This window comes from Oceanisphaera marina (genome assembly GCF_014643915.1).
Taxonomy (GTDB): Bacteria; Pseudomonadota; Gammaproteobacteria; order Enterobacterales; family Aeromonadaceae; genus Oceanimonas; species Oceanimonas marina.
In genome coordinates this window covers 1-13,421 of record NZ_BMKE01000030.1, presented here as the reverse complement: position 1 = coordinate 13,421, position 13,421 = coordinate 1, and the positions used below count along the sequence as shown (strand labels likewise).

General features: G+C 54.8%; 15 protein-coding genes. 2 read left to right on the top strand and 13 right to left on the bottom strand.

The window, feature by feature from the left end; all coding sequences use genetic code 11:
* Positions 1 to 56: 56 nt before the first annotated feature.
* The 11 genes from rpoS to pyrG all read right to left on the bottom strand — a co-directional run bounded on the left by rpoS (position 57) and on the right by pyrG (position 9,759).
* On the bottom strand, positions 57 to 1,025 hold the full coding sequence (gene rpoS, locus IEW52_RS14175; RefSeq protein ID WP_188630734.1) for an RNA polymerase sigma factor RpoS: 969 nt from the start codon (positions 1,023 to 1,025) through the stop codon (positions 57 to 59).
* A gap of 42 nt (positions 1,026 to 1,067) precedes the next feature.
* Positions 1,068 to 2,072, bottom strand: coding sequence for a peptidoglycan DD-metalloendopeptidase family protein (locus IEW52_RS14170; protein ID WP_188630733.1), 1,005 nt, complete (start codon positions 2,070 to 2,072; stop codon positions 1,068 to 1,070).
* Complete coding sequence (locus IEW52_RS14165; RefSeq protein WP_188630732.1) at positions 2,072 to 2,653, bottom strand: YqaA family protein; 582 nt, start codon at positions 2,651 to 2,653, stop codon at positions 2,072 to 2,074. The genes IEW52_RS14170 and IEW52_RS14165 overlap by 1 nt, the downstream gene beginning before the upstream one ends.
* Positions 2,650 to 3,276: a protein-L-isoaspartate(D-aspartate) O-methyltransferase gene (locus tag IEW52_RS14160; protein ID WP_268236672.1), complete on the bottom strand. Its 627-nt coding sequence runs from the start codon at positions 3,274 to 3,276 to the stop codon at positions 2,650 to 2,652. Before IEW52_RS14160 ends, IEW52_RS14165 begins: the two co-directional genes overlap by 4 nt.
* Positions 3,277 to 3,279: 3 nt before the next feature.
* Complete coding sequence (surE, locus tag IEW52_RS14155; protein ID WP_188630731.1) at positions 3,280 to 4,026, bottom strand: 5'/3'-nucleotidase SurE; 747 nt, start codon at positions 4,024 to 4,026, stop codon at positions 3,280 to 3,282.
* On the bottom strand, positions 4,007 to 5,050 hold the full coding sequence (gene truD, locus IEW52_RS14150; RefSeq protein ID WP_188630730.1) for a tRNA pseudouridine(13) synthase TruD: 1,044 nt from the start codon (positions 5,048 to 5,050) through the stop codon (positions 4,007 to 4,009). The genes surE and truD overlap by 20 nt, the downstream gene beginning before the upstream one ends.
* Positions 5,047 to 5,523 (bottom strand): 2-C-methyl-D-erythritol 2,4-cyclodiphosphate synthase, encoded by a 477-nt coding sequence (gene ispF / locus IEW52_RS14145; RefSeq protein ID WP_188630729.1) that lies wholly within the window; start codon positions 5,521 to 5,523, stop codon positions 5,047 to 5,049. Before ispF ends, truD begins: the two co-directional genes overlap by 4 nt.
* A gap of 73 nt (positions 5,524 to 5,596) precedes the next feature.
* A complete protein-coding gene (ispD, locus tag IEW52_RS14140; RefSeq protein ID WP_188630728.1) occupies positions 5,597 to 6,277 on the bottom strand; it encodes a 2-C-methyl-D-erythritol 4-phosphate cytidylyltransferase in 681 nt (226 codons plus the stop codon).
* Positions 6,274 to 6,576 (bottom strand): cell division protein FtsB, encoded by a 303-nt coding sequence (gene ftsB / locus IEW52_RS14135; protein WP_188630727.1) that lies wholly within the window; start codon positions 6,574 to 6,576, stop codon positions 6,274 to 6,276. The genes ispD and ftsB overlap by 4 nt, the downstream gene beginning before the upstream one ends.
* Before the next feature lie 156 nt (positions 6,577 to 6,732).
* The gene (eno, locus tag IEW52_RS14130; RefSeq protein WP_188630726.1) at positions 6,733 to 8,034 is read right to left on the bottom strand and encodes a phosphopyruvate hydratase; all 1,302 of its coding nucleotides are present in this window, start codon (positions 8,032 to 8,034) and stop codon (positions 6,733 to 6,735) included.
* Positions 8,035 to 8,121: 87 nt separating this feature from the next.
* Positions 8,122 to 9,759, bottom strand: coding sequence for a glutamine hydrolyzing CTP synthase (pyrG, locus tag IEW52_RS14125; RefSeq protein ID WP_188630725.1), 1,638 nt, complete (start codon positions 9,757 to 9,759; stop codon positions 8,122 to 8,124).
* A gap of 448 nt (positions 9,760 to 10,207) precedes the next feature.
* Between pyrG and tenA the strand changes: the two genes are divergently transcribed.
* Positions 10,208 to 10,876 carry a thiaminase II gene (gene tenA / locus IEW52_RS14120; protein ID WP_188630724.1) on the top strand — a complete coding sequence of 223 codons (669 nt, stop codon included), beginning with the start codon at positions 10,208 to 10,210 and terminating at the stop codon, positions 10,874 to 10,876.
* A gap of 162 nt (positions 10,877 to 11,038) precedes the next feature.
* Here tenA and IEW52_RS14115 read toward each other — a convergent pair whose 3' ends face one another.
* Together IEW52_RS14115 and IEW52_RS14110 are read right to left on the bottom strand one after the other, a co-directional pair.
* Positions 11,039 to 11,965, bottom strand: a complete 927-nt coding sequence (locus tag IEW52_RS14115; RefSeq protein WP_188630723.1) for an electron transfer flavoprotein subunit alpha/FixB family protein — start codon at positions 11,963 to 11,965, stop codon at positions 11,039 to 11,041.
* On the bottom strand, positions 11,965 to 12,714 hold the full coding sequence (locus IEW52_RS14110; RefSeq protein WP_188630722.1) for an electron transfer flavoprotein subunit beta/FixA family protein: 750 nt from the start codon (positions 12,712 to 12,714) through the stop codon (positions 11,965 to 11,967). Before IEW52_RS14110 ends, IEW52_RS14115 begins: the two co-directional genes overlap by 1 nt.
* A gap of 174 nt (positions 12,715 to 12,888) precedes the next feature.
* Here IEW52_RS14110 and IEW52_RS14105 point away from each other — a divergent pair, with 174 nt between their 5' ends.
* Positions 12,889 to 13,326, top strand: a complete 438-nt coding sequence (locus tag IEW52_RS14105) for an NAD(P)/FAD-dependent oxidoreductase (RefSeq protein ID WP_268236671.1) — start codon at positions 12,889 to 12,891, stop codon at positions 13,324 to 13,326.
* Positions 13,327 to 13,421 lie beyond the last annotated feature (95 nt).

The following is a 13,421-nucleotide window of genomic DNA, read 5'->3' as shown; positions in this document are numbered from 1 at the left end:
ACAGACGAGCGTTTGTTGTTGGCTTTTTTACTGGGTACTGCTCGCGGGGCGCTATGCTAGTCGCTGTGAAACAGGGTTTCTACCGACAGTCCTTGCTGGGTGAGAATTTCTTTCAGCCGGCGCAGCGCTTCTACCTGGATCTGGCGCACGCGCTCACGAGTCAGGCCAATTTCCTGCCCTACATTCTCAAGGGTTGACGCCTCGTATCCCAGCAGGCCAAACCGACGAGCCAGCACTTCACGCTGCTTGGGATTGAGCTCTTCCAGCCAGCGCACCAGGCTGCTGTTCATGTCGGTATCTTGCAGCTCGGTTTCCGGATCCAGATCGTTTTCGTCTGTGATCACATCAAGCAGTGCCTTGTCGCCGTCGCCACCAATAGGTGTGTCGACCGAGCTGATTTTTTCATTCAGCTTCAGCATGCGCGATACATCGGATACGGGTTTGTCGAGCGCTTCGGCAATTTCTTCGGCGGTGGGCTCATGATCCAGCCGTTGGGCCAGTTCGCGGGCGGTGCGCAAATACACATTAAGCTCTTTTACCACATGAATGGGCAGCCGTATGGTGCGAGTCTGGTTCATGATGGCACGTTCTATGGTCTGGCGGATCCACCAGGTGGCATAGGTTGAAAAGCGAAAGCCACGCTCGGGATCGAACTTTTCAACGGCGCGGATCAGCCCAAGGTTGCCTTCTTCGATCAAATCGAGCAGAGCCAGGCCACGATTGTTGTAACGGCGGGATATTTTAACCACGAGACGCAGGTTGGACTCGATCATTCGCTTGCGCGCTATCAGATCACCACGCAAGGCCCGGCGAGAATACAAGACTTCCTCTTCGGCCGTCAGCAACGGAGAAAAGCCAATTTCTCCCAGGTATAGCTGGGTTACATCCAGCGTACGACTACTGGGGGTACTGGTTACCTCTTCTGCTTCTGGCTTGTCTTTGTCTGCGCTGACAGTTGCATCCACTGCGTTATCAGCATCAAAATCCATGTCATCTGTATGGGCTGTTGTTTTACTATGACTCATGGCAGTTCTCCCTTAAGCCGGGTACTACCTGTCTCCCGGCGTTTATCGCTTTGGCAGATATTTCATCGGATTGACCGATGTCCCCTGATACCGGATTTCAAAATGCAATCGAACATCAGTGGTATCGGTGCTTCCCATATCCGCTATGTGCTGCCCTGTACTCACCGTTTGCTGCTCCTTGACTCTAAGCACCTCGTTGTGAGCGTAGGCAGACAAATAATCATCATTATGCTTAATGATCACCAGGTTGCCGTAACCACGTAGCGCATTCCCTGCGTAAACAACCTTTCCTGCAGCGGCAGCCTTAACGGCCTGCCCCCTTTTGCCCCGGATATCAATGCCCTTGTTTCCGGTCTCCGCCAACGAGAACCCTGATATAACGGGTCCTGTGGTTGGCCAGTGCCAGGCAACCTTAGTATTGACAGCGGCGTTTTTTTGTACTCCTGAGCCAGCGTATGCTTTTCCGGAAGCCGGTGCAAGCGGCTTCGATGGTTTTATAACAGTTGCCTTACCAGAATGACGAGAAGCATTAATCTTAACGTTACTTGCCGTATTTCGCGCCGTTGGCTTGGATTTGCTCGATGAAGGAGACACAGTACTGTGCTGTTGGCGCAAAGCATGCAGCTTCAATGCCTGGCCCACATAAATCCGATAAGGTGGCCTAAGGCCATTCAGAGTCGCCAGATCGGCTACGTTGTGATTGGTTCGCCGAGCAATACTGCTGAGGGTGTCACCACGACGAACTCGATATTGCGCCAGTTTGGCACCCGGCACATCAAGGCGTAAGGTTTGCCCCGGATAAATGGCGTAGGGGGAGGCAATACGATTATGGCGCGCCAGTGTCGGCACATCGGTACCGGCCTGCCAGGCAATGGAATACAGGGTATCGCCCTTAGCAACCACATAATGGCTGCCATTGGCTTTAATATGTCCTCGGGCATGAACACCAGACACCGGGGCCGGACGGGAGGCGGAACAAGCGCTCAGCAACGTGATCAACACCAGGTTGATACACGTCAGTTTGAAGGGCTTGCTCCATCCTTGCATCAGTTGCTCAATATCAGATAGGCCGCCACAGCCGCTATAATACATAGCCAGCCAAGAATATCGATATAACGGATAAGCTTGGCTTCCATTCTTACCCCGCCCCACACCATCAGGCCCGCGACCAGGAAAAAGCGTAATCCTCGCCCTACCAGAGATACCAGCACAAACGGCAAAAACAGCATGTGCAGCAAGCCGGCTGTGACCGTAAATACCTTATAGGGAATGGGCGTAAAGCTGGCGATAAATATCACCCAAATGCCCCACTCTTCAAACCAGTGGCGGGCAACGTCAATTTTGCCTTCATAGCCCATGGTGGCAATAAAGGGCTGCACCACGGGATCCCAGAGCGCATAACCCAGCAAATAGCCAAAGCCGGCTCCCAATACCGAGAAAACCGTAGCCAGGCTGGCATAGTACCAAGCCCGTTTGGGCTTGGATAATGCCATGGGTGCCAGCATCACATCGACCGGCACCGGCCAAAAAATGGACTCTACAAAACTGTTTAAAGATAAGTAAATCGGTGCATGACGGTGCATGGACCAAATCATCACCTGTTGATATAACCGAGAAAAAATCTTCACGCAAGATCGCCTTTCACTAAAGGAACAAAACGCACCGCTTCTAATTCGGTACGAGAAAATTGATTGCCACGACGCTGATACAACCATAATGATTGCTGGGCCTGCCCCACCGGAATCACCATGCTGCCACCATCGGCCAGCTGCGATAATAACGCCTGAGGCGTTTCCTGGGCCGCCGCCGTCACCATAATGGCATCAAACGGTGCCTTGCTGGCCCACCCCTGCCAACCATCGCCATGTTTGGTGGCCACATTGTGCAGGTCAAGCCGTTGCAGTCGACGCCGGGCCTGATACTGCAACGATTTGATGCGCTCTATGGTAAACACCTGCTCGACCAGCTGCGCCAGCACCGCAGTTTGAAAGCCGGACCCCGTGCCCACTTCCAGCACCCTTTGGGGCTGCTGTTGCATCAGCACTTCCGTCATTCTCGCCACTATATAGGGTTGAGAAATCGTCTGGCCAAAGCCGATTGGCAAAGCGCTATTCTCCCACGCCTTGTGAGCCATGGCTTCATCCACGAACTGAGCTCTTGGCAAACTGGCAATAGCCGTTAATACCTGCTCGTTCTTGATCCCCTGCTGTTGCAGCATACGATAGAGTTGCTGTCCCGCTAACGTTAGCACCCGTTACTCCACTTCTTTTATCCAATTGGCCAGTACCGCCATCTTGTCGTGTGCCGTCATGTCGATGGTCAGCGGTGTAATAGAAACATAGCCTCGCTCTACCGCATCAAAGTCGGTGCCTTCTCCAGCATCCTGAATAGCGCCGGGAGGACCAATCCAGTAAATAGGTCGCCCGCGAGGATCGTATTCCTTCAGCACGGGATCACAGCGGTGACGATTACCCAAACGAGTCACTTTGATACCCTGAATATCCGCCAGGGGCAAGTCGGGTACATTCACATTCAGTATTTGATTGGTCGCCAAGGGCGCGCGCAGCAGGCCTTGTACCAGCACGCTGGCATAATGCGCCGCCGTATCAAAGTGGCGATCGCCACATAAGGATACCGCCAGGGCCGGGAGCCCTAAATGACGACCTTCGGTCGCCGCCGCCACAGTGCCCGAGTAAAGCACATCATCACCCAGGTTGGCACCATGATTAATACCGGCCACCACCATGTCGGGGTCGGGATCGAGCAGGCAATTTACCGCCCAGTGCACACAGTCGGTGGGCGTGCCCTTGACCGAGTAAAAGCCGCTTTCGTCCAGTTTATCGGCCCGCAGCGGTACTTCCAGCGTCAAAGAATGACTGGCACCGCTGCGATTGCGATCTGGTGCCACAGTGACCACCTCGGCAAACTCCGACAGCACACGACTGAGGGTGCGAATGCCAAGGGCATTCACGCCATCATCATTACTCACCAATATCTTCATTTGCTTGTTCATCCTTAACTAACTCGCGCACCAGACTGGTGGCATAGCTCCCTGCAGGTAACCAGAACGACAGCCGCAAGCGGTCCTGCTCCAGTTGCCAGCTCATGTCCAGTGGCTTGAGCAAGAGCGCACGACGCTCCTGCTTCAGCCCATTGGCTTCCAGCCCCTGGCATAGATCTTCCTGCTCGCTCAATGCCGACAGTTCAAGCTCGGCAGCACTGTCCTCGCTGGACAACCGACCTCGGCCCCACATCGGCGAGCTGATGCGTACATCACCTTCAGCAAAGCGGGCCTGCATGGCATCATCCAGTGGATTGTCTTCATTAAGCGTGAAAAAAGACTGAGTGCCAGCCAGCATCAGGCAATCGCCCGCCAGTAATTGCTCGCCACATCCTGCCGCCAATCGCTTGCTGGCAGCCAGATTGAATAAGTAGCTGCGCGCCGCCGATAAATATAGCGAGCGCTTGTTGCGGTCTTTGATGCGTCGGCCGTTAAACATGGCGCGGGCCTGATCCAGGTTGCCAAAATGATGACCAAAACGCTGATCGCCAAAATAATTGGGCACGCCCCGCGCCGCGATGGCGGCCAGTCGCGACGCCAAGAATTCCTGGCCGGATAGTTCGGTGACCGTCAGCTCAAACCAGTTACCTTTCAGCGCGCCGGTTTTAAGTTTTTTATTGTGGCGAGCCCGAGCCAGTATTTGAACATCGTCATTTTCCAGGCTCGAAAAGTCCGGCTCGGTCTTGCCAGGCAAGTGCACGCCAAACCATTGTTCGGTCACCGCATGGCGGTCTTTAAGGCCCGCCCAGGTCACGTCTCGCTGGGCCACACCGGCCAGCCGGGCCAGCTCTCTGGCCACCCACTGGGTATTCTGGCCGCGTTTGCGAATATGCAGCAAGATATGTTCACCTTCGCCACAGGGTAAAAAGCCCAGATCTTCGCGTACGATAAAGTCTTCCGGTGCCGCCTTGAGTCGGCCACTGCATTCGGGTTCTCCGTGCAGGTAGTGCCACTGATGATTCATGCTGTTACCAAGAGCACCACGGCTTCTGCCGCTATGCCTTCTTTACGGCCCACAAAGCCGAGCTGCTCGGTAGTGGTCGCCTTGACGTTGATAAGAGAGGTCGCCACGCCGAGATCGGCGGCAATATTGGCCACCATATCGTCAATGAAGGGCGACAGCCTGGGGGCCTGAGCCAGCACGGTTACGTCGGCATTGCCCAGGGTAAAACCGGCCTGCTTGACCAAAGCAACCACTTCGCGCAGTAAAACCCGGCTGTCGATGCCCGCATAGGCCGCATCGGTATCGGGAAAGTGCCGGCCAATATCACCGGCACCAATGGCACCGAGCAGTGCATCGGTCAAGGCATGCAACACCACATCGCCGTCGGAATGAGCTAACAATCCTTGCTCATAAGGCACCGCCACACCGGCCAGAATGCAAGGCCCCTGGCCACCAAATTTATGCACGTCATAACCGTGTCCTATTCGCATCATCGAATATGCTCTCTGTTATCTGTTAAATCGTTCGTCTTGCGCTGTACGCCTTACAGCGCTGCTTTAACGGTCTTTAGCTCTGTTGCAAAAAAAAGCCCGCCAGAGCCAAATCTTCTGGCCGGGTGATCTTGATGTTATCACTGCGCCCTTCCACCAGTTGCGGATGAAAACCGGCCCATTCCATGGCCGAGGCTTCATCGGTAATGGTGGCGCCCGCCGCCAACGCCTCGGTCAGTGCCTGTTGCAAGCTGGCGGTGGCAAAACACTGGGGAGTGAGCGCATGCCACAGCTCGTCGCGCGATACACTGGTGGCAATTGCGCCCTGACCATTGCCCCGTTTCATGGTATCTCGCACCCGGCTGGCTAAAATCGCCCCCTGGGGATGCAGGCCGGCGGTCATCACGGCATCAAGATCGGCTCTGCGTAAACAAGGGCGCGCCGCGTCGTGCACCAGCACCTGCCCGGTTTCAACTTCTTGCAGGGCATTCAATACCGAGTCGGCCCGCTCACGGCCACCGTTGACACGTAAAATGCGAGGGTGTCGGGCTAACAGCAGTTGGGAAAACCAGGGATCCTGCTCTGCCGTGGCCACAATAATCTGGCCAATGGCAGGGTGTTCCAGCAGGCGCATCAGCGTTTGTTCCAGCACTGTGCTGCCGGCCAGCGTCAGGTACTGCTTGGGTCGGTCGGCCGCCATGCGGCTGCCCACGCCCGCCGCAGGTACAATGGCAGTGTAAGTGAATTGAGTACTCATGGTAGCTGTTTGTTAGACAGAGGTTTATCCGCCAACAGCAGGCGATAAAAAGTTTCACCGGGCTTGATCATGCCGAGGTCGTTGCGCGCCAGCTCTTCTACCGCTGCCAGACCTTTATTGAGATCTTCAATTTCCCGATACAGCAAGGCGTTTCGGGTCACCAGCTGTTCATTGTCTTCCACCTGACGGCTAACGTTTGCCTGGGCTTCATGGTATTCGGCCAGGCCGTTTTTGCCCCACCAAAGGTGGTATTGCAGGGCGCCTAACAGGGCGAGCAGTATCAGCGTAAGCGTGCGCATTCTTCCTCCATGGGTAGTGCGCTAGTTTCCCATATTCGGGCGCCGAACAAAAGAAACCCCGCTCGGGGCGGGGTTTCATCTTCATATCAGCAAAAGGCCGGGTTTATCGTCGGATAAATATCGCTATTTATCGGGATAAAATGCCGTTCGGGCAGCTTAAGCCTGACCTTTTACCTCAGACAAGCCCTTGTAAGGTGCTTTGCCTGCCAGCTCTTCTTCAATGCGGATCAACTGGTTGTACTTGGCAACCCGATCAGAGCGGCTCATGGAGCCGGTTTTGATCTGGCCAGCACAGGTGCCCACGGCCAAGTCGGCAATGGTAGCATCTTCGGTTTCACCGGAACGGTGAGAAATAACCGCGGTATAACCAGCTTTCTTCGCCATTTGAATCGCGTTCAGGGTTTCGGTCAGTGAACCGATCTGGTTGAACTTGATCAGGATGGAGTTGGCAATGCCCTTGTCGATACCTTCTTTCAGGATCTTGGTGTTGGTGACGAACAAGTCGTCGCCTACCAGCTGGATCTTGTCGCCCAGAATCTGGGTCTGATAAGCAAAACCGTCCCAATCAGACTCGTCCAGGCCGTCCTCAATAGACACGATCGGGTATTGCTTGGTCAGCTCTTCCAGGTAATGAGTAAACTCGTTGGAAGTGAAAACCTTGCCTTCGCCCTTCAGGTTGTAGTTGCGCTGTTCTTTGTCGTAAAACTCGGAGGCAGCACAATCCATGGCCAGCGTAACGTCTTTGCCCAGAACATAACCGGCTTGCTCAACCGCTTCTTTAATGGCGGCCAGTGCGGCAGCGTTGGACTCCAGATCCGGGGCAAAGCCACCTTCATCACCCACGGCAGTAGACAGCCCCTTGGCTTTCAGCACCTTGGCCAGGTTGTGGAATACTTCGGCACCGATGCGCAGCGCTTCTTTGATGTTCTTGGCGCCAACCGGCTGGATCATGAACTCTTGAATGTCGACGTTGTTGTCGGCATGTTCACCACCATTGATGATGTTCATCATCGGCAGTGGCATGGAGTATTGACCCGGGGTGCCATTCAGCTCGGCGATCCAAGCATACAAAGGCAGGCCCTTGGCAGCGGCGGCGGCCTTGGCGACGGCCAGAGACACGGCCAGCACGGCATTGGCGCCCAGCTTGGCTTTGTTGTCGGTACCGTCCAGGTCGATCATCAGCTGATCGATCTCGGCTTGTTGAGTTGCATCCTTGCCAATCAGAGTGCTGGCAATAGCGTCGTTGATATTGGCAACGGCAGTTTGTACGCCCTTGCCCAGATAGCGGGACTTGTCACCGTCACGCAGCTCCAACGCTTCACGTGAACCGGTAGAAGCACCAGATGGCGCAGCTGCGCGACCCATGAAGCCACCTTCCAGGTGTACATCAGCTTCTACTGTTGGGTTACCACGCGAGTCGATGATTTCACGACCGATTACTTTAACGATCTTAGCCATTCTCTAACTTCCTCTTAGTTGAAAGGTAAAAACGGGATAAAGCACTAAAAAATACGGCCGAGCCTCATGCTCAGCCGTGTTGTTAGGTTATTCCAGCTCTCCCTGCTGATATTGACCTGCCGCCCTCACAAAACCGGCGAACAAGCCGTGACCATCCCGCGGGGTGGAGGTGAATTCCGGATGGAACTGCGCCGCCACAAACCAGGGATGATCAGGATTCTCGATGATCTCGACCAGTTTCTTGTCGGCCGACAGACCCGTCACCTTCATGCCTGCCGCTTCTATTTTCGGCAGCAGACGGTTATTGACTTCATAACGATGACGATGACGCTCATAGATAGTATCGGAACCATAAAGGTCGTGCACCTTGGAACCGGGCGCAAGGTGACACAGCTGTGCGCCCAGACGCATGGTACCGCCCAGATCAGACAGCTCGTCACGCACTTCTACGTTGCCTTCTTCGTCAATCCATTCGGTGATCAAGCCCACCACCGGGTAAGGACTTTCCGGATCGAACTCGGACGAGTGAGCCCCTTCAAGGCCGGCCACGTTGCGGGCATATTCAATCAATGCCACCTGCATGCCCAGGCAAATGCCCAGGTATGGTACGCGGTTTTCACGAGCGTAACGGGCGGCCATAATCTTGCCTTCTACGCCACGAGCGCCAAAACCGCCGGGTACCAGAATCGCGTCCAGTCCTTCAAGCAGGCTCAGGCCTTTGCTTTCCAGATCCTGGGAGTCAATATACTTGATATTGACCGACAGGCGATTTTTCAGCCCACCGTGCTTTAATGCTTCGTTAACCGATTTGTAGGCATCGGGCAGCTCAACGTATTTGCCGATCATGCCGATGGTCACTTCGCCGGTCGGGTTGGCTTCTTCATAGATAACCTGTTCCCACTCGGATAAATCCGAGGGCGGGCAATCCAGGTTGAAGCGTTTGACGACCAGCTCATCCAACCCTTGAGAGCGCAGCAGCGCCGGGATTTTATAGATGGAGTCCACGTCTTTCAGCGAAATAACGGCCTTGTCGGATACGTTACAGAACAAGGCGATTTTGGCGCGTTCGTTCGGCGGGATCACCCGATCGCTGCGGCAAATCAGAATATCGGGCTGAATGCCGATAGACAGTAATTCTTTTACCGAGTGCTGAGTGGGCTTGGTTTTCACTTCGCCGGCAGCAGCCAGGTAAGGCACCAGCGTCAGGTGCATGAACAGGGTATTTTCACGCCCTACTATCACCGCCAACTGACGTAATGCTTCCAAAAACGGCAGTGATTCGATATCACCAACGGTACCGCCCACTTCAACAATCGCTACCTGATGCCCTTCGGCGCCGGCAATAACACGATCTTTAATGGCGTTGGTAATGTGCGGGATTACCTGAATGGTTGCGCCCAGATAGTCGCCACGTCGTTCCTTGCGCAGCACGTCCGCATATACACGGCCGGAGGTGAAGTTATTGCGACGCGTCATTTTAGTACGAATGAAACGTTCGTAATGGCCAAGATCCAGGTCGGTTTCAGCGCCGTCATCGGTCACGAAAACTTCACCGTGCTGGGTCGGGCTCATGGTACCCGGATCTACGTTGATGTAAGGATCCAGCTTCATGATGGTCACACTAAGACCGCGAGCCTCGAGGATGGCCGCCAGGGAACCGGCTGCAATGCCTTTACCCAGGGACGAGACAACCCCACCAGTAACAAAAATATATTTAGTTGTCATGCAGAACCTGAAGAAGCTAGGGAACGAATGAAATGTGGAATTCAAGACGGGGTGAAAGTATACGCAATAAGCCCTATCACGACAACGAAAACCTAAACCCGCCGCCCAGCTCCCCTGTAGGCACTGCTGTAGGCGATGCTTTAGCTTCGCAATGTGGTGCAGCCACATCCTGCAATATCGCGCTGCCATATCTCAGCGCCGATATTTAATATCTCATCTAACCCGGGCACCCGTTCACTTATGCACCGCAAAGGGGTAGCTCTGTGCACCATAACCGGCTTCGCAGGTTTTAGACGCTCACAGCAGCTACTGCATTCCTGCTGTATGTTCGTGCTGCGTTTAAAGGCTTGATATTGCGGGGATAATATCCAGAATGGTGATACCTCTTTGCCAATAACCGCTTCGCAGTCTGGCAAGAGTGTATGGCACATTCACAAAAGGACATGAAATGAGCTTTACCTTTGATGACTTTAAAAAAGAAAACCAGCAGCCTTGGCGCGCTTACATAGAGCATGATTTTGTGCGCCAGCTCGGTGACGGCACCCTGGATCCCAAGGCATTTCGTCATTATCTGAAACAGGATTATCTGTTCTTGATTCAATTTGGTCGCGCCTTCGCTCTGGCTGCCTATAAAAGCCCGACCCTGGCCGACTTGCGCCATGCCAAGGCCGGGTTTGATGCCATTATCGACCTCGAATTAGGTTTGCATATCGACTATTGCAAGCAATGGGGCATTAGCGAACAGGACCTGGCCGAATTACCCGAAGCCAGAGCGACCCTTGCCTATACCCGCTACGTGCTGGACACCGGCAACCGGGGTGACTTGCTGGATATGCATGTGGCGCTGGCGCCTTGCCTGGTGGGCTATGCCGAAGTGGCACGCTGGTTGATTGCACAGCCGTCTACGGTTCGCGGCGACAATAACCCTTATGAAGCCTGGCTGGCCATGTACGAAAGCCCCGAGTTTCAGGCGGCAGCTCAGGCTGAAGTCGCCTGGCTGAATGAACGACTGGCCGATGTGACGCCTGCTCGATTCAAGCAGCTGAGCCGTATATTCAACGATGCCACCCGTCTGGAAATCGACTTCTGGGGCATGGGACTGAATCAGCAGATGTAATTGTTCGTGAGGAGTGAGGCGCTAAGTGTGAGAGGTAAAATACAAATATACTGCAGCTGCCCGGGCAGGCTCTGATGTGTAGGGTCGAATTTATTCGACCAAAATCGGTCGATTGAAATCGACCCTACAGAAGACCATTGCCTGCCTCGCTCACCTCACGCTTCACAGCAGTTGCTCCAGCTCCGGCAATACCTCGAACAGGTCGGCGACCAGGCCATAATCGGCGACCTCGAAAATAGGCGCGTCGGCGTCTTTGTTGATCGCCACTATCACCTTGGCCTCTTTCATGCCCGCCAGGTGCTGTATCGCCCCCGACAGTCCCACTGCAATATAGAGCTCGGGGGCCACTATTTTCCCGGTTTGCCCCACCTGCATGTCGTTGGCGGCAAACCCCGCATCCACCGCCGCCCGGGTGGCGCCTATGGCTCCATTCAACTTGTCGGCCAACTGCTCCAGCAAGGCAAAGTTTTCTTTCGAGCCCATGCCGCGCCCCCCGGAGATCACCACCCGCGCCGCCGTTAACTCGGGCCGCGCGCTGCTGGCAAGAGCTTCACTGACGAAACGACTCCCGCCGCTGTCGCCGCTGAACGTCACCTTCCGAATGGTCGCACCATGGTCGCTGCTACCGACCGCCGTAAAGGCAGAGGCTCGCACCGTCAGTAACTTGATGGCATCCAGCGCTTGCACCGTGGCAATGGCATTGCCCGCATAAATGGGCCGACAAAAGGTATCACTCGACTCAATGGCGATCACCTCCGACACCATACCCACATCCAGCAAGGCGGCGACTCTGGGCAACAGGTTTTTCCCCGTGGTGGTCGCCGCCGCCACAATATGGCTGTAATCACAGGCCAAAGATTGCACCAGCTCGGCACAGGGTTCGGCCAATTGATGTTCATACTCAACCGCATCGGCCAACAAAATTGTTCCCACTTTTAAGCCGACGGCTACGTCCGCCACCGCCTGGCACTGATGCCCCATGATCAGCAAGTCGGTCTCGGTATTCAGTTCAGCCGCCGCCGCCAGCGCATGCAGGGTCGCGGGCTTCAGTTGGGCATTGTCATGCTCAGCTATCACCAGAGTTGCCATTAGATCACCTTTGCATCGTGTTTGAGTTTATCCACCAGCTCTGCCGTGTCTGCCACCTTGATCCCGGCCTGACGCTTGGGGGGAGTCGTCACCTTCAACTGCTGACAGTGCTGTGTTAGCTCTACACCCAGCTCTGAGATAGTCAGGGTTTCAAGTGGCTTTTGCCTGGCTTTCATGATGTTGGGCAAAGAAGCATAACGAGGCTCGTTAAGGCGTAAATCGGTGGTGACCACGGCCGGCAAGGTGAGCGCCAGGGTTTGCAAACCGCCATCCACCTCACGCGTCACCAGTAGCTCGTCGCCCTCCCGCGTAATGTGTGAGGCAAAGGTGCCCTGGGGCCAACCCGCCAGCCCCGCCAGCATTTGCCCCACCTGATTGTTGTCGGTATCAATCGACTGCTTGCCCAGCAACACCAGTTGCGGCTGCTCGCGCTTAACCAACTCAAGCAATATTTTAGCCACGGCCAGCGGCTCTACCGTCTCGTCGGTAGCCACTAAAATGGCACTGTCGGCCCCCAATGCCAGTGCCATGCGCAACTGCTCTTGCGCCTCCTGGGGTCCAACAGACACGGCAACAATCTCGGATACCCAGCCGGCTTCTTTCATGCGCACCGCTTCTTCCAGCGCGATATCACAAAAAGGATTAGCGGCCATTTTCACGTTACTAAGATCCACATCGCGGCCATCGGATTTGACCCGCACCTTGACGTGATAATCAATGACCCGCTTTATCGTAACCAGTACCTTCATGCCGCCTCCGACCTTGGTTTTGTCTCTCTTAATACTAGTCAAAGGTAGTGAGTCTGCCGTTTTCCGCTTTGTTAAATATCACAATCAATACAATACTTTAGCCATGCCCAGTATCAACAGGCTCTGGGATCCCCAACCGGAATGACAGCGAGGCCAGCCATGCCAAGGGAATCGATGGAATTTGATGTCGTGATAGTCGGTGCCGGCCCGGCGGGTTTATCCGCCGCCTGCAGATTAATGCAACAGGCCAATCAGGCTGGACGTTCACTGAATGTGTGTGTGCTGGAAAAAGGCGCCGAAGTGGGGGCACATATTTTATCGGGTGCCCTGCTGGATATTCGCGCCCTGGCGGAGTTGTTTCCCGACTGGCAAGCTCGGGGGGCACCGGTTGATACCGCCGTGACAGATGAGCGTTTTTATATGTTGTCGAGCGCTCAGGGTGGCATAGAACTCCCCCAGGCCTGCTTGCCAAAGCCCATGCACAACACCAACGCTTATATCATCAGCCTCGGCAATGTATGCCGCTGGCTCGCCAGCCAGGCCGAGCAGTTGGGAGTCACTATATTTCCTGGGTTTGCGGCACAGGCGCCCCTCTATAACGAACAGGGATGATGAGATGGACACCTCTTGTGCAACCGGCGTCATTACGCGCCATATTTGGGTTACCCACTCAAATATCATCACAAAAGGTGTCCACTATGAACATT